Source organism: Flavimarina sp. Hel_I_48 (genome assembly GCF_000733945.1).
Classification (GTDB): domain Bacteria; phylum Bacteroidota; class Bacteroidia; order Flavobacteriales; family Flavobacteriaceae; genus Leeuwenhoekiella.
Genome location: NZ_JPOL01000002.1, coordinates 1,489,815 through 1,516,631, shown reverse-complemented (window position 1 = coordinate 1,516,631; position 26,817 = coordinate 1,489,815). Strand labels below are relative to the sequence as shown.

The following is a 26,817-nucleotide window of genomic DNA, read 5'->3' as shown; positions in this document are numbered from 1 at the left end:
TATGGAAGCTTAATTGCTTTACTATCAACTCTGAACCTGAATTTAGCGTTTGAGAACAAAATAAATTCAGCTTAAAAATTCTATACCGAATTGCATTTCAAATATACTTTTCGCCATTTCATACCGAAAATTACCGAAAAATCTGACTTTGAAGTACTCCCCTCCCTGGGAAGAGAGATTTTATTCCGCGTTTTCAGCTACTTCCTGAACTTTCCTTAAAGGCGAGAGAATTTTCAGCGCTTTGTTTACAGAAGTAATACCAGGAATGCTAAGCAATAAACGTAGTCCGCTGCGGGTTTTCTTCTCTTTTAAAGTTACCTGGTTGGAGTGCGTCTGTACGTACTGGAGAATACGTGAAAATCCCGGACTTTGATAAAAAGCAGATTGTTGATCTGCCAGGAAAAAGCCCAGCAATTTGCCTTTTTTCATGGTTATTTTCTCAATTCCAGAAGCGGTGGCAATCCATTTGATACGTACAGAATTCAGTAAATCTTCCGCTTGCGGTGGCAATTCCCCAAAACGGTCAACAAGTTTCGTCTGAAATTCGGCCAGTTGCTCATCGGTTTTAAGGTCGTTAAGTTCTGTATACAGTTTCAAACGCTCAGAAATATTGTTGATGTAATCATCTGGAAAGAGCAGGGAGAAATCGGTATCAATAACCATGTCTTTTACATACTCTTTATCTTCAGCTTTGTTTTGCTCTTCATAAAGGTCTGCAAACTCATGTTCTTTTAGTTCGTCAATAGCTTCGTTAAGGATTTTCTGGTACGTATCAAATCCTATTTCATTGATAAAACCACTTTGCTCGCCGCCCAGCAGATCACCGGCACCGCGTATTTCAAGATCCTTCATGGCGATATTGAAACCACTTCCCAAACTGGAAAATTGTTCCAGCGCGGTCATGCGTTTGCGCGCCTCATCAGTCATTGCAGAAAGTGGCGGCGTAATGAAATAGCAAAATGCCTTTTTATTGCTACGTCCCACCCTTCCACGCATCTGGTGCAGGTCTGAAAGGCCAAAATTATTGGCATTATTGATAAAAATAGTATTTGCATTCGGCACATCGAGACCGCTTTCTACAATTGTGGTAGAAACAAGCACATCAAATTCGCCATTGATGAACTTCAGCATGAGTGTTTCCAGCTTTTTACCTTCCATTTGGCCGTGGCCCACACCCACTTTTGCATCAGGGACAAGCCGCTGGATCATACCGGCAACTTCCTTGATATTTTCAATGCGGTTATGGATAAAAAATACCTGTCCGCCGCGTTGTATTTCATATGAAATAGCGTCGCGCATGGTTTCTTCTGAAAACCGAACCACATGCGTTTCGATAGGATATCTATTGGGCGGGGCCGTGGTAATCGTACTAAGATCGCGCGCCGCCATCAAGCTGAACTGTAACGTACGTGGTATGGGCGTCGCGGTAAGCGTGAGCGTATCTACATTTTCACTTATGGTTTTCAGTTTGTCTTTAACGGAAACGCCAAATTTTTGTTCCTCATCAACCACGAGCAGGCCAAGATCTTTGAATTTTACTTTTTTATTGGTGAGCTGGTGGGTACCTATGATAATATCCACTTTCCCGGCTTCAAGATCTGCCAGGGTTTCCCTTTTTTCTTTCGCGGTACGAAAACGGTTCAGGTAATCCACCCGTATAGGAAATTCCTTTAAACGTTCTTCAAAAGTCTGGTGGTGCTGAAAAGCAAGAATGGTTGTGGGTACGAGAATGGCGACCTGTTTGCCATTATCCACCGCTTTAAATGCAGCCCGAATGGCAACTTCAGTTTTACCGAAACCCACGTCACCGCAAACCAGGCGGTCCATGGGGCGTGGACTTTCCATATCTGCTTTTATAGCTTCCGTGGCACTGCTTTGATCTGGCGTATCCTCATAAATAAAGCTCGCTTCGAGTTCGTGCTGCAAATGCGTATCTGGGCCAAAGGCGTGTCCTTTTTGCAGCTTGCGTTTTGCGTAAAGCTTGATCAGGTTAAAGGCGATATCCTTGACCTTGGTCTTTGTCTTTTGTTTGAGCTTTTTCCACGCGCCACTTCCCAGTTTGTAGATCTGGGGGGTTTTGCCATCTTTACCGTTAAACTTGGTGATCTTATGTAGCGAGTGAATACTGAGGTAGAGGATGTCCCGCTCCCCGTAAATAAGTTTAATGGCTTCCTGCTTTTTACCTTCCACATCAATTTTCTGAAGACCACCAAATTTACCGATACCGTGATCAATATGGGTTACATAATCGCCCACTTGCAAACTGGTAAGTTCTTTAAGCGTAATCGCCTGCTTTTTAGCGTAACCGTCCTTTAAATTGAATTTATGGTAACGTTCAAAAATCTGATGATCTGTATAGCAGGTAATTTTTAGCGTGTCATCTATAAAACCGCGATATAGTGGCAAAATCACCGTTTCAAATTGTTTTACCTGTTGCTTGGCATCATCAAAAATATCGTGAAAACGCTTGGCCTGTTGTTCACTTACGCAGAAAATGTAATTACGATACCCATTTTCTGCATTTTCGTTCAGGTTTTCAATCAGCAGGTCAAACTGCTTATTAAAAGAAGGCTGTGGCTGCTGATCAAAAACAATCTCCTCTGTGGTTTTTGATGCATTGAGGTTTATGGTTGAATTGCCTAATTCCACAAGCGTAAAATCAAGTAATTGCCGGGTAATTTGTTTAGAGTCGCAAAACAATTCTTCTGGGGCATTGTGCTTGATCTCGCCAGATAATTTAGCAAAAGCTTCTTTCGCCTTTTCAAAATTGGTATCAATGCGAGAAGCTATCTGTTCCAGACTTTGCGTAAATACAACGGTTTCAGGGGAAATATAATTGAGAAAACTCTCGCGCGTTTCCTGAATGTGCTTGCTTTCCACATTAGGCATTACGGAAATCTTTTTTTGCTGTCCCGTAGAAAGTTGTGTCTCCACATCAAACGTACGGATGCTGTCTACCACATCACCAAAAAACTCGATGCGGTACGGCTCATCATGAGAAAAGGAAAACACGTCAATAATCCCCCCACGCACCGAAAATTCTCCCGGTTCTGTAACAAAATCGGCTCTTTTGAACTTATATTCAAAGAGCATTTCATTTACAAAATCAAGGGATAATTTGTCGTTGACGCCAACTTTAAGCGTGCTTTTGTCCAGTTCTTTTCGGGTGACCACCTGCTCAAAAAGCGCGTCGGGATAAGTTACGATCAGTGCTGGTTTTTTACGGGAGTTGATGCGGTTGAGCACCTCTGCCCGCAACAGTACATTGGCATTATCAGTTTCTTCGATCTGATAAGGACGACGGTAGCTCCCGGGATAAAAAAGTACATCATGCTGCTTTTTCTTTCCTGAATTGATCAGGTTTTCCAGATCATTGAGAAAATAGGCCGCCTCTTCCTTATCAGTTAATATGACCAGAAACGGTTTTTCCGAAGTTTTAAAACTTTCTGCCAGCACAAAGGAAAGCGCAGAGCCTATAAGGCCATTTACGGCAAGCCTGTTTTGGGGCTTGGCAATGGCAGTTTGCAGATCCTGCAGTTGCGGGAGCTGTGCAAAGTGCTGATTTATTTTGGTTTTCGCCATTCGGGCGCAAAGGTAAAGCGAATCGCTAAATTAGAAAACCCTTTTTTTGTTAAGGAATGCAAAAGCTCGTTCAGGAAAAATGAAAGTTGTTTTTTACCATTTTACTAACAGGCTTTACGACTTGCCTTGGGTACTTTAGCTAACTGCTTAAAAGACATCTAAATTCTATTTAGTTTCTATATACAAGGCATCAACGGCATATGAAAAAACTATCTAACGATCAACTTGCGTTTTTACTGGCACGAATTACCATTGGGATAAATTTGTTTATTCATGGCTTGATACGAATCCCTAAACTTTCCTCTTTTGTAGCGCATGTTGTTGAAGGGTTTAAAGGAACTTATTTGCCAGAAGTTCTTGTTTCTGGCTTTGCGTATACGCTTCCGTTTATTGAATTTAGTATTGGTTTAGCGCTAATTTTGGGCTTAAAAACCCGATTTTTTGCCGCTGCAGGGGCAATTTTGATCGCGGTGCTTATTTTTGGTTCCGGCATCAAAGAAGACTGGATGGGCGTAGGATCACAAATGGTTTACGCGCTTTTCTTTTTTATACTTTTAAAAAATTTAGAACATAACGCACTTGCATTAGATAGCAAGCAAAGAAAAATAATTGATGGATTTAAAACTCAAAAATAAAAGGGCCTTTATATCTGGCTCCACGAAGGGAATAGGAAAAGCGATCGCAAAAACGCTTGCCGAAGAAGGTGCCGAGGTCATAATCAATGGCCGGAGCCCGGAATCAATAGAAAAGGCAAAAAAGGAGATTCTAAAGGAAGTTCCTGACGGAAATGTGACAGGGATTGTCTGTGATTTTAGCGAGATAGCAACGGTTGAAAAGCTCATTGAAGAACTGGATGAAGTTGATATTCTTATCAACAATATAGGTGTGTTTGGCGAGACTGATTTTATGGAAATTCCAGACAGCGAATGGCAACGTTTTTACGACGTAAACGTAATGAGCGGTGTGCGTTTATCCCGTGCTTTTTTGCCTAAAATGCTTAAAAAGGACTGGGGCCGAATCATTTTTATAAGTAGCGAGAGCGGAGTAAATATCCCGGTAGAAATGGTACATTACGGAATGACGAAAACCGCCCAACTCGCAATTTCCAGAGGCCTGGCCGAAATCACAAAAGGCACTAATGTTACCGTAAACAGTGTATTGCCCGGCCCCACATTTTCAGAAGGTGTACAGGAAATGACCGGTCTGGATGAAGGCGGCGACCGTAAGAAAGTGGAAGAGGAATTCTTTAGCAAGGCGCGTCCCACGTCCTTGATTCAGCGTTTTGCCGAAACCCAGGAAGTCGCAAACATGGTTGCCTATATTGCCAGTCCGTTATCTTCTGCAACTAATGGCGCTTCCCTACGTGTAGATGGTGGTGTGGTAAAGACGATTTATTAAGTTTTAATTTAATACGCCCCAACATAAACGTTTTTCAGGTTTTCATCACGTAAAATTACTGGGATTTTGAAATGAATTCTGAATAGCGGGTATCATAGTTGGGAATAAAAATACTAATAGAGAATAGAAACAATTATGGCTGTTGAAGAATACGATGTTTTTGTAATAGGAACCGGCTCTGCCGGAAAAAAAGTTGCTGATGCCGCGGCAGAAGCAGGAATGCGCGTCGCCATTGCAGACAATCGTGAATATGGAGGTACCTGTGCAAACCGGGGCTGCGATCCTAAAAAGGTACTCGTGGGAGTGACACAAGTCTTACAGCACGCACGTAATCTGGAAGGGAAGGGCATTGAAAATCCACCGAAAGTAAACTGGAAAGACTTAATGGCCTTTAAAGAAACCTTTGTTGATCCCGTTCCATTTACAACAGAGCGTGCCCTCAAAAAGGAAGGAATAAAAATGTACCATCAATCCCCAGAATTTATTGATGAGGAAACCCTTTCCGTAGAAGGTAAAACGGTCAAAGCAAAAAAAATTGTTATCGCTACCGGCCATGTTCCTATGGAATTGAAAATTTCTGGACGCGAACATGTACTTACCAGTGATGATTTTCTAGAACTATCTGAACTGCCGGAAAGTATGATATTTATAGGAGCGGGCTATATTGGGATGGAATTTGCCCATATCGCCGCGCGTTGTGGCGTTAAAGTTACCGTGATAGAACGTTCTGATAAAATACTGAATGGTTTTGATGCGCAACTTGCCGAGTATTTAAAAGAAGATTCAGAGAAATTAGGTATCAAATTTATAATGAATGCCGATGTTAAGAGCATTGAAAAACTCACTAAAAATTTCCGCGTAAGTACGGAACAGGACGAAAAGGAAGTTGAGGTAAAAGCGGAATTGGTTTTTAATACCGCTGGTAGAATCCCGGCAACAGCAGCGCTTAATCTGGAAAAAGGAAATGTTGCGTATGAGAAAGGAGGAATCACCGTAAATTCTTTTTTACAGAGCACGTCTAATCCCAAAGTGTATGCATGCGGTGATGTTTCCGCCAGTGGCACTCTGCCGCTCACGCCATTTTCTGGTCAGGAAGGCCGCATTGTCGCTAAAAATATTCTCAAGGGAAACCATCTGGAACTCGAGATTCCACCCACGCCCTCCGTTGTTTTTACGCAACCACAGTTGGCCACCGTAGGAATGAATGAAAAAGAGGCCAAGGAAGCGGGTCACGATTTTAATGTAAAAGAAGAAAACGTACCAGACTGGTACAATGCCAAACACATAAATGCGCCTCGTTATGCTTTTAAAACCCTGGTTGATAAAAATACCGGCCAGATCCTTGGAGCGCACCTTCTAAGTCCTGACGCTGGCGAAACCATTAATTTATTTGTGCTGGCCATGGTGGGCAAACTGGATACGGGAACCTTAAAAGGTTTGCCGCTCACATACCCCACCTGGGGAGGGGACATGAAAGCGATGATTTAATTTAGAGTAAAGAATAAAGATACAAGAACACAGAAAATTGCATAAAGACCACGAAAAACTATTTTTATGGTCTTTTTTTTTTTTGACTTTAAAAGTGATTTTGGTTCCGCTGATTTCGCAAACAAAATGCTCACAGAACTGGCCTTAGGTTTAAAATCGCCTTATGGTTTGAATATTGATTTTGCGTTAGGGATTGAAATGCACTTATCTATCCCTTCCGGGAAGAGGCCTTTTTGTGAGGCACGACCAAAAAGATTGCAATGTAAAGCCCGGCCCACAGGGAAATGCCCAAAAGAACCTCGGATATAGCTCAATTTTCGATCAATTTAGCTAATTATTAGGAGCGTTTTTAGGAACTACAAAGCTATTTACTTTTATTAAGTCGCTCTTTAAGTTTTTCCATGGGATTGGTCTCCCGGTTTTTGTAACCGTGAATTGCGGCAGCAATTATTAAAAGTATACTTCCACAAAGCGCGTAATACGCAATCGCATTATAATCCCCGTTGTGCCTATTAAAGATCGCAAAAAGTGCCCATGCGCCCACCATTGCAAACTCACGCATGTTGCGCAGATTGATCATTAAAATATTTATAAATACTGCTACGGTTATCATAACCATAGTCCATACAATTTGGTTCAGCTCGCTTCCTTTTAGGTCTAATTTTGCTAAAAAAGCCGAAATATTTGCGATGGTGGCAACAGAAATCCAACCCGAGTAAAAACAAATGGGCCACCATACGAATGCAATCGTAGCAATGGGCGCGTCCCAGCGCTCCATATTTGTGCTTAGCACTACTTTCAGTAAACTGAACAGAATACCCAGCATAATAACTACGGAAAACAGCAAATAATCGTAGGTAAAAGCGAACACCCAGGCAGCATTCAGCACGTTTGCCAGTGCAAACCAATAACCGGTCTGTTCAATAAAAGCAGATTCTTTACTACTGAAAAAAGCACGCCGCACCTGAAAAACGGAATAGGCGACAAGGCTCAAGAAAATTACCCCCCAAATAGCAAAAGCATACGGTGCTGGTGTAAACAGGTTATCGTAGCGTGCACTCATATCGCCAATCGTCGTATCATTCCACCGGAATGCCTGTGATGCATAATTGACCCCAATTACAAGGATGACAGAAAACAGGTTGAGCAGCGCTAATTTCTTTTTCATTTTCATTTTTTTTCTTTAAAAGTACGGTAGGGACACCCAATAGAAAAGCGTAGTATCTGGGAATATTTGTATTTTAACAATTCAAGAATCTCGCATTCTGTTATTTCATTTTTAAAAATATTTATGATTTAGAATATGGTTTTTATAATATTTTCAAAATATATTAATGAATGCTAAATTAATTAACATATATTATGATATATTTACGTTGACAACTAACCAACCTTAAACTATGATTAATCAACTACTCTACTTAAAACTGGGAGGAATTTTTCGTTTTCCAGTTTTACTACTTTTTTTACTTTTCGGTTTTTCAATGACGGCTCAAGTCACAATTTCTGGTACCGTGACTGCGGCATCTGATGGTTTGCCGCTGCCTGGAGTGTCCATTATAAATGCTGATGATACTTCTGTGGGCACTGTGACCGATTTTGATGGTAATTATACTATAACGATTGAGAGTCCAGAATCCAATTTAAAATTCACCTATGTGGGTTTTAAAACACTTGTGGAAGCTGTAAATAACAGGGAAACTATCAATGTTGCCCTTGAGGATGATGTTGCCAGCCTCGATGAAGTGGTCGTAGTAGGCTACGGAACGCAAAAAAGAGCCACGATTTCTGGATCTGTAGCCTCAGTGGAAGGGGAAGAATTAGTAAAGTCGCCGGCGCTCAACCTCACCAATACGCTTTCTGGCCGGGTTTCAGGTCTATTTGTACAGCAGGCCAGTGCGCAACCGGGATATGATAATGCTACCATAAGAATTAGGGGTACGAACACCTATAACAATACCGGCGCTCTTGTAGTTGTAGATGGAATCCCTGACAGGGACGGGGGCTTAGCCCGTATAAACCCAGCAGATATTGAGACCATATCTGTACTAAAAGATGCTTCAGCGGCTATTTATGGGGCGCGTGCTGCAAACGGAGTAATCTTGATTACAACCAAAAGAGGTAGGGAAGGCAAGCCAAAACTCAGTTATTCAGGGAGTTATGGATGGGCTGACCCCACACAAGTGCCCAAACTGGCGACGGCACCCCAGTATGCCCAAATGCGTAATGAACTTGAAGTCTACAACCTTCCCGTTTCTGAATGGACCGCTGCTACAAATGCATTTAGGACTTCGGGGAGTTATACCAGACCAGATGGTTCTGTAAGACCTGCTCCATTTACGCAAGAGGATATTGCCTTATTTGCAAATGGAGAAGATCCCTATGGGCATCCTAATACAGATTGGTTTGACGAGACTTTCCAAAACGGAGCCCCGCAGCAAAAGCACACGTTGCAGCTCACCGGTGGTAGTGAGAATTTTAGCTACTATACTTCTTTAGGCTTCTTAAAACAGGGGGCTTATTATAAAAATTCTGCTACAGGTTATGAGCAGTATGACATACGTATTAATCTTGATGCGCAAATTAGTGAAGACGTAAAAGTCAGTTTAGGGGTATTGGGGAGAGAAGAGTACAGGTACTATCCTACCCAAAGTGCTAATGACATTTTTAGGATGCTTACACGGGGCAGGCCCACAGAACCCGCATACTGGCCTAATGGATTACCAGGCCCAGACATAGAAAATGGTCAGAATCCAGTAGTGATAACTACTAATGCCACAGGTTATGATAAGGATAAAAGGGATTATTTTCAATCTAACGGAACCCTTGATATAAATATTCCATGGGTTAGCGGTCTCTCTTTGCAGGGTACTGCTGCAATAGATAAAAGTTTTAAAAACCAAAAAGTATGGCGTACCCCATGGTCGCTTTATACTTGGGATGGTAACACCTTGGGAGAAGATGGACTTCCCGAACTTGTGAAGGGACAACGCGGGCCCGCCGAACCCAACTTGAATCAATATACTACCAACACCTTAAATATACTTTTAGGAGCAAATGCTACCTATAAGCGCACTATTGGAAATCACAATATGCTTTTATTGGCCGGTATTCAGCGGGAGACAACAGATTATGAGGGTTTTGAGGCATACCGAAGATTTTTCATTTCGCCGGTTATTGATGATCTATTTGCAGGAGGTCCTGACCAGCAGAACAATACCGGTTCTTCAAACAGGGCAGCACGTCTCAACTATTATGGAAGATTCTCTTATGATTATTCAGAGAAGTACCTTTTTGAGTTTTTATGGCGTTATGATGGTTCTTATCTTTTTCCAGAAGATACCAGATATGGATTCTTCCCAGGATTTACCGGTGGATGGGTGATTACCAAAGAAAAATTCTTCGAGGAAAATGATAACAGTTCCTTTCTTAATTTCCTTAAAATAAGAGGTTCCTGGGGACAATTGGGTAACGATAAGTTCAATGACGATGACTTTCCGCCAAATCAATTTTTATCAACGTATGGATTTGGTAACTATGTGATCAATAACCAACAGGTAATTACGCTTTCAGAATCTAAAGTCCCCAACCCTTATATTACCTGGGAAGTAGCTACAAACATTGATCTAGGTGTTGATGCAAGATTCTTACAGAACAGGATCAATTTTGAATTTGACGTTTTCCTGAACAAACGTAAAGATATCTTGACCCCTCCTTCTGCTTCGCTTCCAGCAATCACTGGTATCACGCCTCCCCGTCAAAATATTGGAGAGGTTGAAAACAGGGGCTTTGATTTTAGTGTGGGTTATAACGATAATATAAGTGATTTTAATTTTGGGGTTAGTGTAAACGGGGGCTATGCTAAAAATAAAATAATCTTTAATGATGAAGCCGAAGGTTCTCCCGAATGGCAACGGGCAACAGGCCGGCCTATAAATTCTAATCTAGTCTATGGCTATGACGGTGTGTTTGCAACTCAGGCTGATATTGATGCAGAGACTTTAGACTATTCTTCACTCGTAAATGAACTTCGCCCGGGAGACATGAAATTATTGGATTATGATGGCGATGGCCGTATCACTCCAGATGATAGATATAGGACAGAAAAGAACAATAACCCAACTTTTCAGGGAGGTCTGAGCCTTACCGCAAGCTATAAAAACTTTGACCTAAGTACGCTTGTTCAGGGTGCCACAGGAGGAGAGGTGTTCTTGAACTTCGATGAGGCGGGAACCATTGGTAATTATCCTGCATTTATTTATAACAACCGCTGGACTGTAGATAACCCAAGTAGCGTAGATCCTAGAATAACCGATAGGGCTGATCAGTATTACAGCAATGGGAATACGTACTGGAGACAAAACACAAATTATTTAAGGCTCAAAAATTTTGAAATAGGGTATAGCATCCCTGCTAAGATTACAGAGAAAATGGGTATAGAAAATTTTAGGGTCTATGCAAATGGCACCAACCTATTCACGATCACTAATTCTGTTTTTGATCCAGAAGGCACAAGCGCAAGTGGAAGGGATTATCCCAATTCAAAGATTGTAAGCTTAGGAGCCAATTTAACATTTTAAGCCATGAAAAATAAACTCAAAAATATAATGATGAAATTTAAAGTAATATTATTTGTGCCCCTCTTATTCTTGGTATTGGGCTGCAATGATGACTTTACCAATGTTACCCCGCTTAGTGAAGTTTCCGAAGAAAGTGTCTGGTCAGATGCCGGCCTTGCCTCCGCAGCTGTGACCGGGATCTATAACGGTCTTGGCGCTGGAGGTTTTGGTGAGCAAATGATGGCATCCCTTTCTGACGAGGCCATTTTCACCCATACGGGAAGGGGCATAAACACTATAATGGAATCGCGTACGAATTCAAATGATGTAGGGTGGGTTGATGAGACTCACGACTGGAATTTTATGTACCAGTATATACGCGCTGCAAATATCGCGATCGAAAAAATGAATGAGGGTACCTTAGAAAATAAGGAGTTGAGCGATCGCCTACTGGGGGAAGCACTTTATCTGCGTGCTTATTATTATCATCAATTGATTCGGTTTTATGGTGGGGTGGCTTTATTGGATACTCCTTTGGCGCTGGATTCAGAATTTAAAATCCCAAGGAGTTCCTTTGAAGAATCCGTGAATTTTGTAGTGGCAGATTGTGATGCCGCCTTTGCGCTTCTTGACGGTGTAAGTTTAGATCCTGGCAGGACCAATGCTGCGGCAGCATTAGCTTTAAAGTCGCGAATATTGCTTTATGCTGCGAGCGATTTGCACGATATAGAGGTGGCCTCGGCAAATTCTTCGGTGATAGCGGGCTATTCAAACCCAGAACTGATCGCATATACTTCCGGAAGTCAAGAAGAACGCTGGAATAATGCAAGGGATGCGGCAAAAGCTGCTATGGATTATGTGGGGACAGGATATAAATTTGGTCTGCAAGCACCGGTTTCCGCAGAGGAAGGGGAGCAGAACTATTCTGATATCGCACTATCGCGTAACGGAGGGGAAACAGATGTTATCTGGGAACGTCAATATGTTCAAATATCTGGTCCGGGAAGACAAGTGGGGCTTTTTAACGGTCCTAACGGCTACCATAACTGGGCAGGGAATACCCCGCTTCAAAACTTGGTTGACGCTTATGGTATGAGTGATGGTTCAGAATTTAGCTGGGATGATCCTGAAGATAGTGAGAGCCCATATCTTAATAGGGATCCACGTTTTTATGCGACCATTCTTTACGATGGTGCAGACTGGAAGCCACGGCCTTCTGACGCGGCAGAAAGAGACCCGGCAAATCAAATTCAAACAGGTAAATATGAAGTTATTTTAGATTCTAAAGTGATAACCCATAATGGCCTTGATACAAGGGAAGGTCCTATTGAAAACTGGAATGGTACCCGCACAGGATATTACTTCAAGAAATTTATAAATCCAGATGACGATTTTGTAGATCAAAATGAATTTCAGACCATACCATGGCCCTTTTTCAGATATACCGAAATGGTTTTAAACTATACCGAAGCACTTTTAGAAAGTGGTGGTGACGAGACGGAAGCAAAAGCCTGGCTGAACCAAATTAGGTTTAGGGCTGGTATGCCCGCAATTACGTCCAGTGGGGTTGATCTAATGGCAGACTATAGGAATGAACGACTTATAGAACTTGCCTATGAAGCTCACCGCTATCATGATGCAAGACGCTGGATGATCGCACCTTCAACGATAGGTGCAAAAGCGAGAATCATTGAAATTTCAGGGACTTTAAAACCTGGGGCTTCGGTGGCAACTTATAAATATGATACAAGTAACTATAACTATTCCTACGAGCCATCAGAGATTGATCCCGGTTTTGAAAACCGACTTTGGCTGGATAAAAGTTATTATACACCCATCAGGAACAACGAACTCAATGCCAATACTGCTTTGATTCAAAATCCAGGTTACGAGTAAATCAATGAATTTAAAAAGCCCAATGTCATTAGATATTGGGCTTTTTTTATTTAAAACAGCCTTATTTCGATTAAAAATAGGGTAAATCTGGTCTAAAATACTAATTTATAGTTTTGAAAATCATGTTGTTGTAGTACCTTCTTTTTTAAAAAGAATGCAGTGGGCACCTACTTATTTTCAAACCAATTTTATTTAGCTAATAATGAAACGAATTAAATTTTTCCTGTTTATTATCATATGTAGCCTTTTTTCCTGTAAAAAAGATGTTGAAACAGGAAGTGTAAACACCTCAGACCAAGGAATATTTACAAAATTATCTGCTCAGGAAACAGGAATCACTTTTGCTAATGATCTTAAAGAGGATATCCGCTTTAATGGGCTGCAATATGAATATTATTATAACGGTAGCGGTCTTGCTGTTTCAGACTTTGATAATGACGGGCTAAAAGATCTTTTTTTTGTTTCTGCCCTAGATCAGCATGCTCTTTATCTCAACCAGGGCGACCTGAAATTTAAGAATGTTTCCAGTCAGACCAATATCAAGGATGGCAAACATTTTTCAACAGGTGTCACCACGGTTGATATTAACAATGACGGCTGGATGGATATCTACATTTCAAACTCTGGCAAATTCACGAATCCTGATAGTCGAAAAAACAAGCTTTACATCAATATGGGAACTGCTGAAAATGGTGTTCCCACGTTTAAGGAACAATCTGCTGATTACCACCTCGATTTTACCGATTGCTCTTCACAAGCCGCATTTTTTGATTACGATCAGGATGGCGATCTTGATATGTATCTGCTCAACCATTATCCATCTTCTTACCCAGGCGATAAAACCCTTGCTGAACTGGTAAACATGGATGGGGATGTAGCTAATGATAGATTGCTGCGCAATGATAATGGTGTTTTTAGGGATGTAAGCAAAGAAGCGGGTATCATTCAAAATAGAATTGAATATGGGTTAGGCATTGCAGTGGGGGACGTTAACAATGATGGCTGGCCAGATTTATATATTTCCAGTGATTATACCGGTAAAGATCATTTATATATAAATAATGCCAATGGAACCTTTACTGACAGGATTTTAGAGGCTACCAATCATATTTCATTTTTCTCGATGGGTAATGATATGGCAGACATCAATAATGATGGCTGGCTTGATATAATGACGGTAGATATGATGGGTGAAAGCAGTTATGACGTCAAGACCAGCATGAGTGGGATGAATCCCGCGGGTTTTTACGAGGCTGTAAACCTGGGACTTCATCATCAATATATGTACAACACTTTGCAACTCAATACTGGCTTTCTGGATAAAAACAGTGTCCCCCAATTTTCGGAAATCGCACAACTTGCAGGGGTTGCCACTACAGACTGGAGTTGGGCTCCGCTCTTTTTTGATATGGATAATGATGGACTGAAAGATCTTTTTGTTTCCAACGGGATTAAGCGCGATTTCAGAAACAATGATTTTGTGAACTACGTGAATAAAAAGCAGGATTCTATTAAAAACAAACAACAGTTTGACCCTAAGGATTATATCGTTGATGTGCTGGATAAGATGCCCACACGCAAAAAGGAAAATTATTTTTTTAAGAACAAGGGCGACCTAAGTTTTGAAAAAATGAACGATAGTTGGGGTACGGGGGATATAAATAGTTCTAACGGTGCCGTGTACGCAGATTTAGACAATGATGGCGACCTGGATATCGTGCTCAACAACACAGACGATCCTGCTTCCATTTTAAAGAACAACGCTGCGGAAATGAATTTGGGCAATTATATAAATTTTAAATTCAAAGGGTCTAAAATAAATCGCAACGGTCTGGGGGCGCGGGTGATTGTTAAAACTGATAGCAGTACGCAAATGCAGGAAGTATATGCTTCCCGCGGATTTTTATCTGCTGTTGATCCTGAAATTTTATTCGGTCTGGGCAAAGCATCACAGATTGACGTAGAAATATTATGGCCTGATCAAAGAAGACAATTTCTTGAAAATGTGAAGGCGAATCAAACACTCACCCTAAGCTATACCGATTCAAAAATCGCTGAAAAACGCTCTAAAACTCCTCAAAAACGGCAAATTTTTACCGAAAATCAGCTAGAAATTGCCGGTTATTCCCACAATGAAAATGAATTTGATGATTATAAACGCGAAAGTCTATTACCTCATAAGTTATCAAACGAAGGCCCAGCAGTGGCTGTGGGTGACGTTAATGGTGATGGGTTGGATGATATGTACATCGGCGGCGCACTTAACCATTCAGGAACTTTTCTAATTCAGAAAAGAGATGGCTCGTTTACACAAACCAATCACCAATTGCTTAAAACTGCGTCTAAATACGAAGATGTAGCGGCCGTTTTTATTGATTTTGATCAGGATAATGACCTTGACCTTTATGTGGTAAGTGGTGGAAATGAAAATGTTGAGGGGGCAGCATTGCTCAAAGACCGGATTTACCTGAACGATGGCAAAGGAAATTTTCAATATAAGCCAAATGCTTTGCCCTCCATCGCCATCAGCGGTTCGTGCGTGAAACCTTCAGACTTTGATAATGACGGCGATATGGATCTTTTTATTGGTGGTAGGCAAATACCCGGTAAATACCCCGTTCCAGCCAGGAGCTATATATTGGAAAATAAAAGTGAAAATGGAAAAATTCGCTTTGAACTAGCCGAAAATTCGCTCAACGATAAGCTTTCCAGTCTGGGTATGGTTACAGACGCACTATGGATGGATCTCAACGACGACGGTTTTATGGATTTAATCGCTGCCGGTGAATGGATGCCCATCACCGTTTTTGAAAATAAGGATGGCAAAAATCTAGAAGAAAAAATCGAAGCTTATGGATTGCAAGAAACTAACGGGTGGTGGTTCAGCCTAAATTCCCGCGACCTTGATGGCGATGGTGATCTCGATCTTGTGGCAGGAAACTTAGGATTGAATTATAAATATCACGCGTCTTTAGAAGCTCCGTTTGAAGTCTACGCGGCAGATTTTGATAATTCGGGAACTAATGATATTGTACTGGGTTATTATGATAACAAAAACCTCGTTCCTTTGCGCGGTCGTCAATGTTCTTCAGAACAAATGCCTTTTATCAAAGAGAAATTTCCTACCTATGAGGCCTTTGGTAAAGCCACGGTGAAAGATATATTTAATAACGATCAATTAGAGGAAGCCACCCACCTAAAGGCAAAAACTTTCGCATCCATGTGGCTTGAAAATACCGGAGGAAGTTTTAAAGTTCATAAACTCCCTAACGAAGCGCAGGTTTCTTCAATAAACTCCACATTATTACAGGATTTTGATCAGGATGGAAATATGGATATCCTTATGGCCGGAAACCTATACGCCGCCGAAGTGGAAACGCCACGTGCAGATGCTTCTTATGGTTTGTTTTTAAAGGGTGATGGCAAGGGGGATTTCAAAGCCATAAGTGCCGCTCAATCTGGCATCATGGCGCAGGGCGTTACCAAATCCCTTAGGGTAATTTCCGTGGGGGATGAGCAAACGGTTCTGTTTGCAAAAAATAACGAAGCGCCCCAATTTTTCTCTATAAATTCAAATTAAAAAAATCTGTAGATAATACGTTACCTACAGATTTTTTGAATGTATTCGTAAAACACAAAGGTGTTACGCCATATTTGATTGTCCCGGCATAGGGATTGGGTAATTACCATCTGGTCCTGGCGTTACGGGCGGCGTAGATTCCCATGTGAGCGCTGCGGGCATCAATACTTTTTCAGATTTCATGGCTTCATCCCAGGTGATGATATTACCGGTATACGTGGCCATACGTCCCATGATTGCCGTAAAGGTACTCTTCGCGCCATTTTCGGCGTCGTTTATGACTTCATCATTTCTGATAGAGGCAAATAAACGGTCATGCTCCACTTGATATGGGTTGGGATCCTGCCTGTTTCTGTATTCAAATACAGGTTTGCCTTCAAGATCTACAATTTTTGCAGCCCCGGCATCGTTCATTTCAATCATGCCCTTACTTCCCTGAAAGTTTTCGCCCACCTTAGACCAGGTGCCCGGTTGATGACGGCACTGGCTCGCAATTACCGCTCCGCTGGGATAGGTAAATTCCACAAAATGGTGATCAAAAATTTCACCATGTTCAGGGCCGGTCCTTACTTGTCTGCCACCCATTCCTTGCGCTGAAACGGGATATTCACCAATAAACCAGTTGGCCACATCAATGTTATGGATGTGCTGTTCTAAAATATGGTCACCACAAAGCCAGGTAAAATAGTACCAATTTCTCATTTGGTATTCCATTTCGCTTTGATCTGGCGTTCTTGGTCTTACCCATACTCCACCACTGTTCCAGTATACCTGACCAGAAGTGATTTTACCTACCGTTCCCTCTTTTATTTTGTCAGCGATGGCGAGGTAGTTGTTTTGATAATGACGTTGAAGACCTACGACCACGTTCAGCTTTTTTTCTTTGGCGACCTTTGCCATTTCAAGTACTTTGCGAATACCAGGAACATCTGTAGCTACTGGTTTTTCCATAAAGATATGTTTGCCAGCGTTGACGGCATATTCAAAGTGATAGGGTCTAAAACCTGGCGTGGTGGCAAGAATAACCACATCGGCCATGTCAATGGCCTTTTTATAGGCATCTAGGCCCACAAATTTATTCTTGTCTTTTACATTTATTTTTTTCGTTCCTTCAAATTCAGTACTCAATGCGCTAAAACTTTCATCTAAACGATCTTGGAAAGCATCTGCCATGGCCACCAGTTCAATATTATCATCAGCTTTTAGCGCCTGGTTGGTAGCGCCGGTACCGCGACCACCGCAGCCCACTACGGCCAGTTTTAGTTTTTTATCGTTAAAAACATTCGCCATTGCGCCCATTTCCAGAGAGGGAAGCATCATTCCAGCAGTAAAAAGTGCCGTATTCCTGCAAAAATCCCTTCTGGTTGCATTGGAAAAGGGTTGTTGTTTTGTTTTGTCAGTCGTTTTCATTGGTTTTTGTTTTTGGTTGAAAATTTCTATTGATCCCAATAGTTCGAATATTGGGCTTCCGCAGGCGGGTTTACCTGCCGTACGATTCTAAAACCCACGTACGGGGCGTCAGTATTCCACCATTTGCTTTTGGGAAACTGAGGATCGCGCATTTTCCAGTTTTCTGAAGAAGGCATGCGCGCGGCACTTCTTAAATCTTCTGCATAATCATAATACGAACCGCCACGAACTACGCGAGGATATTCCTTTGTGGGTGTTTCAAGGGGATTTTCAACGTCATTTTTACGTTCTGCATAAATTTCGGGAAGGTATTGATCCAGTGTCCATTCTGCTACGTTACCGTAGATGTCATATAATCCCCATGGATTTGGTTTTTTTTGACCAACTTTATGATAAGTATCTTCACTATTTGAATAAAACCAGGCATAATCAGTTAAGTCTTGCTCACTATCGCCAAAGAAATAAGGGGTATCTGATCCTGCCCTTGCAGAATATTCCCATTCCGCTTCTGTAGGAAGCCTATAAAAATAACCGGTCATTGCTGAGAGCCACTCGCAGAACTTTGAAGCGGCATAAGCTGTAATGTTCCCAACAGGAAGATCTTCACCAGTACCCATGCCCAAACTCATATCTACATAAGGTATAGTCGCTCCTGCAACGGCATCAACTTCTAGCATTACATCTTTACCTCGGGTTTTCGAATTCTGATCATCTATTCTTCTATTCAGGTAGAGATTATAGAGGTCCCAGGTAATCTCATATTTTGAAATGTAGAATGAATCTATAGCAACTGTATGTTTGGGATGCTCATCAGTATTGCCTGTAGTGTCATTGCTTCCCATTATAAAAGTACCCTGAGGTATGGCTACCATTGCTATAGAAAGCTTTGTGCCTCCTATCTCTTGATCATAGTCAGCGCGTTTATCTTGAGCATAAAAAAGTGAGATGTGATAGCTAAAAGCGATAAAAAGGAGAAATTGTGTTCTGTTGCGCATTTTTAAAAAAAAATTATTCTAAATTTTTAATCGAAGAAATTATAATTATAAAGAGCAGATTTTAAATGATATATTAAAGCTGTGTTAGTGCCACTTGCTTAAAGATAACCTCTGCTCCCTCGGCTTGTAATGCAATATGGCCTTCCTGCGCACTGCAGTTGAAACCTTCGTTGACCAGGTCACCATTTACCCACACTTTGATCGAATCTGCTTTGCACCTTATGATCATTTTATTCCATTCTCCAAGCTGTTTTTCAGAGTTTGTGGTCAGGTTTTCAATACGCCTTCCCTTACCTTCTGTAATACCCCATTCCGCTTTTGGGCCGCGTTTTGCTTCCATATTCTCTACTTCAATATCTTCTATAATACACCAGAAATCGCCTGCATTGCCATGTTCCATCTGTACCTCAATCGATTTCGGAAACATATCGTAAAGAGCCCTGGGGGTAGATGCATGCACTAAAACACCACAATTGCCTGGAGCTCCAGGAAAGCGGTATTCTACTTCTAACTGAAAATTTTTATAAACGGCGTCAGTTATTAAATGTCCACGGGGCTCGCCCAGGCTCACAAGCATTCCATCACGCACTATAAAGGGCTTTTTAGTGGAGGTTTTATTATCCAGGTCAGGTACGTCCATATGCCATCCCGTTAAATCTTTTCCGTTAAAAAGTGGTTTTTGATCTGTTTTGGGCAAAAAAAGAAGAAGACTTAAAAAGGTAAGAGTAGACAATATTTTCATCAAGTAAAATTAAATAGTAGTTATAGATTTTTGATAATTAATATCCATATTCTCAAATATATATAATTTTTATTCTAAATAATTATGTTATTTAGATATTTGATAGAATTATTGTCGAAGCCATACTATTGTGCACTCGTGTTATTTAATATTAGTCTCAAGCAGCATGTGCAAAGCTTTTTTAATACACCTGTATCACTTCATTTTTTGTGATTGCAAAAACGGCATCTCCCGGTTCGGGTTTGAGGTAATAATTACCTGTAAAAGTGCCAAAAGCAGGCAAAATCAGCTGATTTTCCGACTTAAAAAAGCAGGAAAGTTTTAGCGTTTGCCTGCCCAGACCGCTCAATCGAATACCGGGATGAATATGTCCCGAAAAATTAAAGAAGCCGTCACGCTCGGTAGGGTGGTGAGTAAGTAAAAAATCACCTATCACAAGTTCTGAAGCGATTTCCATGCCTACAGCTTCATAATGAAAAGGCGAAATGATATCGTGGTTGCCCGCTACCAGAATGAATTTCTCATTGCGGGTATGAATCCATTTTTCAAAAAGCAGCCATTCTTTATTAAACGAACTGTGGAAAAGATCACCCAGAAAACAGACAATTTCTGGTTCAAAATCCTCTACCACACGCGTGAGTGCATTAAAATTGGAATCAACGGCCTGCTGTGGCACGGCACTTCCAAATTTTCTGAAATGGGAAACCTTGCCCAGATGCACATCCGCGATGAGCAACATTCTTTTTTCCTTCCAGAAAATAACGCCACAGGGATGAAGCAAAAAGGAATGGTTATGAATTGAAATCTCTTGATACATAGCAACTGCAAAGTTGGGGTTTTTTACCCAAAAGCCCATAATAATTTCCGATAGTCATCTCGCCAGAACCGTTATTTTCAGCAGTGACGAAAGATCACACTCTATTTTCAGCATTTTATTTTTCCCATAACCGTAAGAGTTCCCCCTATTGTCTCCGACGAGGAGTTACGACGAGAGGAAGACCATGTTAGGAGGAGCAAACTAAATCTTATCTAAATATTTAAGCATATTCTTGATACGGTCTTCAAGTTTCTCGCTGGTCAATTTTTCGCGGAGACGGTCTGTAATGATAGGAAAGGAAAAAGGCGTTGCCTTTTTACAATGTTTGACCACGATGGTCTGGGTTTCAATACGTTCTAGCGCAAGGCGCAAGCGTCCTTCTTCCAGTTGGTGCTCAAAGGTCTCGCGGTAGGCTTGTTGGTACAATAAATTATCAGGTTCAAAATCCCGAAAAACGTCAAAAAGCAGCTGGGAATTACCCTGTAAATGCTTGTTTTTGACCATTTTTCCGGGATATCCGGTAAAAACCATCCCAGAGATGACCGCGACATCCCTAAATTTCCGGCGGGCCATTTCCGTGGCATTGAGGCTTTTCTGAAGGTCTTCCAGCAGGTATTCCGAAGAAAATAAATTGTTGTCAATGACCTGTTGCATATCGATTTCCTGATCAGAAAGGATCTCAAAACCATAATCATTAAACGCCAGTGAAAAGGAAATAGGGGAAAGCAAACTAATACGGTAGGCCAGCAAACTGCCCAGCGCCTCATGCACAAAACGACCTTCAAACGCATAAAAAATATGGTGAAAACCTTCCCTGCTTTTAAACATTTCAATTAAAAATTGATCTGCATTGGGAATGATAGATTCTTGTTTTTGACGCTTAAAAATGTGAGAAAGTGCCTTTAGTTCGCGCGTCTGATTTTCAATAGGCTCGTTTGCCGAGTACAATTCCTGCCGCAAGAGTTCGCTCATTTGTGCAGAAAGCGTCATGCGGCCGCCCATCCAGCTCACTACCTTCGCCTGTTTTTTGGTTTTGGCTTTTTTGACCAGAACCTGCATGCCTTTGATGCGATATAGTTCGAGATTTTTGCCGGCAAACGTAAATACATCGCCCGGTTTTAGTTTTGAGATAAACCACTCTTCCAGCGTGCCCACATAGCCGCCAGATAAAAATTTTACCGCCAGTGTGGCATCACTAACGATCGTACCTATTTGCAACCGGTGGCGCATGGCAAACCCGCGGTTGTTGATCTTGAACTTTCCATCCTCTTCAATCTCAATTTTTTTGTACTCATCGTAGCTTTGCAACGACTGACTTCCTTTAGTAACAAAATTGAGTATCCATCGCCACTGGTCTTCGCTTATTGCTTGAAAGCAGAATGTGGACTTTATCTCTGGCCAGATTTCCTTCGGAAAAAAACCATTGGAAACTGCCAGCGTAGAAAGGTACTGCACGAGCACATCAAAGCTCAATAAATACGGAATACGATCTTCTACCACCTGATGTTTTACCGCTTTGCCCAGCGCGGATGCTTCAATAAGCTCAATGGCATGCGTGGGCAAAAAGTGAATTACACTGGTCTTTCCCGGTTGGTGGCCGCTTCGCCCGGCACGTTGTAAAAAGCGCGCCACACCTTTGGGGCCGCCTATCTGGATAATGGTTTCCACCGGGGCAAAATCCACACCCAGATCAAGGCTTGAGGTACAAATTACCGCTTTGAGGCTTTCATTGCGAATGGCATCTTCAACCCACAGGCGGGTTTCTTTATTGATGCTCCCGTGGTGCATGGCCACATCACCGGCAAATTCGGGATATTTTGCCATTAATTTCTGGAACCAAAGTTCGCACTGCGCCCTGGTATTTGTAAAAAGCAATGTTGATTTGCTTGCATGTAAAATGGGAACGACCTCATCAATAAGGTGCAGCCCCATATGGCCACGCCAGGGGAAGGTTTCCATCGTTTCCGGAATGATACTCTCCACCTGATATTTTTTATCAAGATCTGCCTTGATCATCACCGAGTTTTTCAATGCCGGGGATTCTGGTCCCAAAAGTACATCCTGGGCCTGTTCCAGATTGCCAATAGTCGCCGAAATTCCCCAGATGCGCAACCTGGGCGCAATGGTTTTGAGTCGGGAAAGTGCAAGTTCTATCTGAACGCCACGTTTTGTGCCCAGTAATTCGTGCCACTCATCAATGACAATGGCAGAGCAATCCTTAAACGTTTTGTCATAATTTTTAGAGGAAAGGAGCAAATGCAGACTTTCGGGCGTGGTAATGAGCAGGTCTGGCATGTTTTTTTTCTGCTTTGCCCGTTCTTTTAATGGCGTATCGCCCGTGCGTATGCCCACTTCAAGTTGGGTTTCCAGATCATCCGCAAAACGCTGTGAAGCCTGTGAGATTTCAACTGATAATGCGCGCAGTGGTGTGATCCAGATCGCTTTGAGGCCTTTTTTGCGTTTGGTCTTGTATTCAGGGTTGTTCTTAATATAATCAAGTACGATGGGAATCCACAAGGCATAAGTTTTCCCACTGCCCGTAGGTGCATTCAGAAGTCCGTTTTTACCCTTTAGAAAGGCTTTCCAGGTTTCTTTCTGGAAAGGAAAAGGTTTCCAGGATTGGCTTTTAAACCAGCCGGAAGCCAGGGAAATCAATTGATTTTGGGTCATTTTTGTTGAAGATAGGGTATTGTGAAGATAATATAATAATAGGTGGGTAACCACCCCTCTTTCAGCAAAGCTGAAATTTTCCCCTCCTTGAAAAGGAGGGGAGCCTTTTAAAATGAATGAAAATCTTAGATTTTCACTTTTTTGGCTTCTCCCCTTTTTTCAAGGGGAGGTGGCTTCCGCTTTTTCAGCGGAAGCCGGAGGGGTCATCAATGCTGTTTAAAACAATCCTCAATTTCTTTTAAAACAGAAGGCAAAAAATCAAAAACCATCCTATTCTCAAACCGAATTACCGTAAATCCTAACTGTTCTAATTTTTCTGTTCTAAGGTTATCTTTTTCTTCTGCAGTTGCATTGAAATGAACCGCTCCATCAAGTTCAATAATCAGTTGCTCTTTTGGACAGTAAAAGTCTACAATATAATTTTCTATACTGTGCTGTCGTCTAAATTTTCTGTCCCTGAGACGAGAATTTTTTAGGTGTTTCCAAAGATAGGCTTCTGCGGAAGTTCCTTTGTTCCTAAGGTCTTTTCTAAAAGATTTTAGATGTTTGAGGTTATGTATTTTACGTTTCATGAGCAATAAACTTAAGAAAAAACCACCTCTCTTTCAGCAAAGCTGAAATTTTCTCCTCCTTAAAAAGGAGGAGAGCCCAAAAAAAGTGAAAATCTGAGATTTTTAAAAGCTCCTTCCCTTTTGAAGGGAAGGTGGCAGCGCTCGCGCTGACGGAAGGGTTTAATACGCAACTATCTTAAAAAAACAATCAGGATTCTTTTGTCCTTTTTGCAGACTCTTTTGCTGCGGTGGGAATGAGTGCTTTTAAATCCTCCAGTGAGTTAGCTTCTTCGATCTTCTTGTCCTTTCGCCAGCGCAGCATACGTGGGAAACGTGTGGCAACCCCACTTTTATGCCTGCCGGAAGGCGCGATACCCTCAAAACCGATCTCAAAAACATGATACGGTGTTACGCTGCGAACGGGGCCAAACCGTTCAAGTATATTTTTTTTGATCCACGCATCAAGACTTCGGAATTCTTTATCTGTAAGTCCCGAGTAGGCTTTTGCAAAAGTGACCAGTTCCTCTTTTTTTTCATCCCAAAGCCCGAAAGTATAATCTGTAAATAGATTGGTACGCCGGCCATGGCCGCGCATCGCATAGGTGAGAACGGCGTCTATGGTAAGGGGATCAACCTTCCATTTCCACCAGTCGCCTTTTTTGCGGCCCACAAGGTAAGGAGAGTCTTTCCGCTTTAGCATCAATCCTTCCGAAAGGACTTCCCGGGAACGTTCGCGTTCTTCAGCGGCTTCTTCCCAGGAGTCAAAATGCATGGTTTCGGAAAGTTCCAGAGGCAATTCAGGAGTGTTGATTTTTTTAATAAGTTGTTCTAAAAGTTTCCGGCGTTCGGCGAAAGGCTGATCACGAATATCCTCGCCCTTCCATTCTAAAAGATCATATGCTTTTAGACGAACGGGGACTTTGGCCAGTAAATTTTTAGAAATGGTTTTGCGGCCTATGCGCTTTTGCAGATCGTTAAAACTGCCTATTTTCCCTTTGGGGAATGGCAGCAGTTCTCCGTCCATTACCGTTCCATCAGGAATCACGCCCACAAAATCCTGAAACTCGGGATACTTGTCGGTCACCAGTTCTTCCCCACGCGACCAGACAAAAACCTCTTCATTGCGCAGGATAACCTGTGCGCGTATACCATCCCATTTATGTTCTAAAAACCAGTCTGAAACAGAACCCAGATCTTCAGGTTCGCCTTCAATGGCGTAGGCAAGGTAAAAAGGGTAGGGTTTTGAAAGATAATCCTCTTCGTTCGTTTCCAGAATCAACTTCTGATAGGTCGTGTTCTGTGGTGTCCAACTTCCCATGAGTTTATAGGCCAGGATATCTTCATCAATTTCGGTTGCTTTTGAAAGCGCCCGCGTCATCAATTTCTGACTTACCCCAATACGGAAGCTGCCGGTGATCAGTTTTGAAAAGACAAAACGCTCATAATAGTTGAGGTTTGTCCAGTTTTCAAAAAGGTATTCGCGTTTATCGTCTTCCGGTTTCTTTTTTAAGGCCAGGATTTCTTCCAGAAACTGAGTAAGACTTTTTTCAGAACTTTCGCTTGAAGCGGGAATAATCAGCGCAATGGTCTCTGCAAGATCACCTACAATATGGTAGCTTTCTTCAAACAACCACAATGGGATCCCGGCAAGTTCTGTAGCCCACATACGCAACAACGTGGTGTTTACAGGTCGCGGTGGGCGGCGGTGCGAGAGAATGGCGATCGTCCAGATTTTATCATCATCGTCAGCCTCCCGAAAATACTGGGCCAGCGCCTCAACCTTAAGATTGGTTTTATTGGTACTATCAAGTGTTTTTATTAATTGGGCAAATTTCTTCATTTTGTCTTGTAACTTGTTTTAAACTGCAACCACCCCTCTTTCCGCAAGCGGAAAATTTTCCCTCCTTGAAAAAGAGGGGAGCCTTTTAAAATTCAAAGAATTAAAGTCCCCCCTTTGAGGGTTAGGGGGATTTACGCCTCCTCAGCCTCTTTTTTACTGTCCAGTTCTGCGAGTTCGCCTTCATACTGTGTGGCTTCGGTACGGGCATCGTAGCCCTGCTCGCGCAGATAGCGAGAGAAAATATCGCTATAGCCATGGGTACTTATTATTTTTTCGGCGCCGGTTTCTTTGATACTTTCTAACAGTCCGGGCCAGTCACAATGGTCAGATAGTACAAAACCTTTATCAATGGCACGTCTTCTTCGCGCTCCGCGGAAAGTCATCCAGCCACTGGCAGAGCCCGTTACATAAGGTACCATTTTCCTGATCCAGGTGCTGCCGTGTGCACTGGGCGGTGCCAAAACCATATTCCCGGCGATCGCTTTTTTGTCGGTTTCCCGTGTGATGCGTTCTGTGGGTGGCATGTCTATAAAAGGGCGCACGACCTCGGTCATGTTTTCGATGGCGCCATGGGTGTAAATCTTTCCTATTTCTGGATTTAAATATTTTAGCAAACGCTGGGCTTTCCCCAGGGAATAGCCAAAAAGGATCGAGGTTTTTCCCTCCGCTTTATTGGTTGCCCACCAGTTGTTGATATCTTCAAAAACTTCTTCCTGAGGAACCCACTTAAAAGCTGGTAGGCCAAAGGTGCATTCCGTAATAAACGTATCGCATTTTATAGGTTCATAGGGAACTGCCACACCGTCGTTTTCGGTCTTGTAATCCCCGGTAAATACCCAGACTTCGCCTTTGTGCTCCACACGAATCTGAGAACTCCCAATGATGTGCCCGGCAGGGTGAAAACTAAACTTCACGTTGTTGATCACAAATGTCTCGTTGTAGGCTTTTCCGGTTACTTCTATGTCGCCCAAGCGGTGTTTAATGATGGGAACGTTTGTATGGTGCGTAATATATTGTTTATGACCCCAGCGGCTGTGGTCTGCGTGACCGTGTGAAATAATGGCTTTGTCAACAGGTTTCCAGGGGTCCAGATATACTTTTGCGGGCGGACAATAAATCCCTTTTGTATTGAATTCTAGTAAAGGCATGTGGAATTTTAGGAATGAATAGTTTTATGCTAGGGCTAGTTATTGAAATTAAGTATTGGGGGCAACACGGTGATAAGGATTAAGAAAAAATTAGGTATAAAGTGCTAAAAACGGCCTCAAATAACCAGGTTTTTGACCATT

General features: G+C 42.0%; 16 protein-coding genes. 6 read left to right on the top strand and 10 right to left on the bottom strand.

Annotated features, from left to right (window positions below; all coding sequences use genetic code 11):
• Positions 1 to 180: 180 nt before the first annotated feature.
• A complete protein-coding gene (gene mfd / locus P162_RS06795; protein ID WP_031426506.1) occupies positions 181 to 3,582 on the bottom strand; it encodes a transcription-repair coupling factor in 3,402 nt (1,133 codons plus the stop codon).
• A gap of 200 nt (positions 3,583 to 3,782) precedes the next feature.
• Between mfd and P162_RS06790 the strand changes: the two genes are divergently transcribed.
• From P162_RS06790 to P162_RS06780, 3 genes are all read left to right on the top strand, one after another.
• Complete coding sequence (locus tag P162_RS06790) at positions 3,783 to 4,217, top strand: DoxX family protein (protein WP_031426504.1); 435 nt, start codon at positions 3,783 to 3,785, stop codon at positions 4,215 to 4,217.
• Complete coding sequence (locus tag P162_RS06785) at positions 4,195 to 4,980, top strand: SDR family NAD(P)-dependent oxidoreductase (RefSeq protein WP_031426503.1); 786 nt, start codon at positions 4,195 to 4,197, stop codon at positions 4,978 to 4,980. The genes P162_RS06790 and P162_RS06785 overlap by 23 nt, the downstream gene beginning before the upstream one ends.
• Before the next feature lie 135 nt (positions 4,981 to 5,115).
• Positions 5,116 to 6,468, top strand: a complete 1,353-nt coding sequence (locus P162_RS06780) for a dihydrolipoyl dehydrogenase family protein (protein ID WP_031426502.1) — start codon at positions 5,116 to 5,118, stop codon at positions 6,466 to 6,468.
• 364 nt (positions 6,469 to 6,832) lie between these two features.
• Here the strand turns inward: P162_RS06780 and P162_RS06770 are convergent, their stop codons facing one another.
• Positions 6,833 to 7,636, bottom strand: coding sequence for a hypothetical protein (locus tag P162_RS06770; RefSeq protein WP_031426500.1), 804 nt, complete (start codon positions 7,634 to 7,636; stop codon positions 6,833 to 6,835).
• A gap of 232 nt (positions 7,637 to 7,868) precedes the next feature.
• Here P162_RS06770 and P162_RS06765 point away from each other — a divergent pair, with 232 nt between their 5' ends.
• The 3 genes from P162_RS06765 (at position 7,869) to P162_RS06755 (ending at position 16,503) form a co-directional block, all read left to right on the top strand.
• A complete protein-coding gene (locus P162_RS06765; RefSeq protein WP_035916927.1) occupies positions 7,869 to 11,048 on the top strand; it encodes a SusC/RagA family TonB-linked outer membrane protein in 3,180 nt (1,059 codons plus the stop codon).
• 30 nt (positions 11,049 to 11,078) lie between these two features.
• Complete coding sequence (locus tag P162_RS06760) at positions 11,079 to 12,923, top strand: RagB/SusD family nutrient uptake outer membrane protein (protein WP_241077742.1); 1,845 nt, start codon at positions 11,079 to 11,081, stop codon at positions 12,921 to 12,923.
• Positions 12,924 to 13,125: 202 nt separating this feature from the next.
• Positions 13,126 to 16,503, top strand: a complete 3,378-nt coding sequence (locus P162_RS06755; RefSeq protein WP_031426497.1) for a VCBS repeat-containing protein — start codon at positions 13,126 to 13,128, stop codon at positions 16,501 to 16,503.
• Positions 16,504 to 16,566: 63 nt separating this feature from the next.
• On the opposite strand, the gene P162_RS06750 is transcribed toward P162_RS06755, so the two are convergent.
• The 8 genes from P162_RS06750 to P162_RS06715 all read right to left on the bottom strand — a co-directional run bounded on the left by P162_RS06750 (position 16,567) and on the right by P162_RS06715 (position 26,676).
• Positions 16,567 to 17,913 (bottom strand): Gfo/Idh/MocA family protein, encoded by a 1,347-nt coding sequence (locus tag P162_RS06750; protein WP_031426496.1) that lies wholly within the window; start codon positions 17,911 to 17,913, stop codon positions 16,567 to 16,569.
• A 26-nt stretch (positions 17,914 to 17,939) separates the two neighbouring features.
• Positions 17,940 to 18,908 (bottom strand): formylglycine-generating enzyme family protein, encoded by a 969-nt coding sequence (locus P162_RS06745; RefSeq protein ID WP_031426495.1) that lies wholly within the window; start codon positions 18,906 to 18,908, stop codon positions 17,940 to 17,942.
• Positions 18,909 to 18,981: 73 nt separating this feature from the next.
• Positions 18,982 to 19,650 (bottom strand): DUF1080 domain-containing protein, encoded by a 669-nt coding sequence (locus P162_RS06740; protein WP_031426494.1) that lies wholly within the window; start codon positions 19,648 to 19,650, stop codon positions 18,982 to 18,984.
• Positions 19,651 to 19,831: 181 nt separating this feature from the next.
• On the bottom strand, positions 19,832 to 20,467 hold the full coding sequence (gene pdeM / locus P162_RS06735; RefSeq protein WP_031426493.1) for a ligase-associated DNA damage response endonuclease PdeM: 636 nt from the start codon (positions 20,465 to 20,467) through the stop codon (positions 19,832 to 19,834).
• 201 nt (positions 20,468 to 20,668) lie between these two features.
• Positions 20,669 to 23,137 (bottom strand): ligase-associated DNA damage response DEXH box helicase, encoded by a 2,469-nt coding sequence (locus tag P162_RS06730; protein WP_031426492.1) that lies wholly within the window; start codon positions 23,135 to 23,137, stop codon positions 20,669 to 20,671.
• 206 nt (positions 23,138 to 23,343) lie between these two features.
• Positions 23,344 to 23,709, bottom strand: coding sequence for an endonuclease domain-containing protein (locus P162_RS06725; protein ID WP_031426491.1), 366 nt, complete (start codon positions 23,707 to 23,709; stop codon positions 23,344 to 23,346).
• A gap of 187 nt (positions 23,710 to 23,896) precedes the next feature.
• Entirely contained in the window at positions 23,897 to 25,528 is a 1,632-nt protein-coding gene (locus P162_RS06720) for an ATP-dependent DNA ligase (protein ID WP_031426490.1), read from the bottom strand.
• Between the two features lie 131 nt (positions 25,529 to 25,659).
• Entirely contained in the window at positions 25,660 to 26,676 is a 1,017-nt protein-coding gene (locus P162_RS06715) for a ligase-associated DNA damage response exonuclease (protein ID WP_031426489.1), read from the bottom strand.
• Positions 26,677 to 26,817: the final 141 nt, after the last annotated feature.

Coding starts and splice junctions, on each gene's coding strand:
- P162_RS06780 (WP_031426502.1), top strand. CDS start 5,116: ATGGCTGTTGAAGAATACGATGTTTTTGTAATAGGAACCGGCTCTGCC.
- P162_RS06725 (WP_031426491.1), bottom strand. CDS start 23,709: ATGAAACGTAAAATACATAACCTCAAACATCTAAAATCTTTTAGAAAA.
- P162_RS06740 (WP_031426494.1), bottom strand. CDS start 19,650: ATGAAAATATTGTCTACTCTTACCTTTTTAAGTCTTCTTCTTTTTTTG.
- P162_RS06770 (WP_031426500.1), bottom strand. CDS start 7,636: ATGAAAAAGAAATTAGCGCTGCTCAACCTGTTTTCTGTCATCCTTGTA.
- P162_RS06760 (WP_241077742.1), top strand. CDS start 11,079: ATGAAATTTAAAGTAATATTATTTGTGCCCCTCTTATTCTTGGTATTG.
- P162_RS06755 (WP_031426497.1), top strand. CDS start 13,126: ATGAAACGAATTAAATTTTTCCTGTTTATTATCATATGTAGCCTTTTT.
- P162_RS06715 (WP_031426489.1), bottom strand. CDS start 26,676: ATGCCTTTACTAGAATTCAATACAAAAGGGATTTATTGTCCGCCCGCA.
- mfd (WP_031426506.1), bottom strand. CDS start 3,582: ATGGCGAAAACCAAAATAAATCAGCACTTTGCACAGCTCCCGCAACTG.
- P162_RS06785 (WP_031426503.1), top strand. CDS start 4,195: ATGGATTTAAAACTCAAAAATAAAAGGGCCTTTATATCTGGCTCCACG.
- P162_RS06720 (WP_031426490.1), bottom strand. CDS start 25,528: ATGAAGAAATTTGCCCAATTAATAAAAACACTTGATAGTACCAATAAA.
- P162_RS06765 (WP_035916927.1), top strand. CDS start 7,869: ATGATTAATCAACTACTCTACTTAAAACTGGGAGGAATTTTTCGTTTT.
- P162_RS06790 (WP_031426504.1), top strand. CDS start 3,783: ATGAAAAAACTATCTAACGATCAACTTGCGTTTTTACTGGCACGAATT.
- P162_RS06750 (WP_031426496.1), bottom strand. CDS start 17,913: ATGAAAACGACTGACAAAACAAAACAACAACCCTTTTCCAATGCAACC.
- P162_RS06745 (WP_031426495.1), bottom strand. CDS start 18,908: ATGCGCAACAGAACACAATTTCTCCTTTTTATCGCTTTTAGCTATCAC.
- P162_RS06730 (WP_031426492.1), bottom strand. CDS start 23,137: ATGACCCAAAATCAATTGATTTCCCTGGCTTCCGGCTGGTTTAAAAGC.
- pdeM (WP_031426493.1), bottom strand. CDS start 20,467: ATGTATCAAGAGATTTCAATTCATAACCATTCCTTTTTGCTTCATCCC.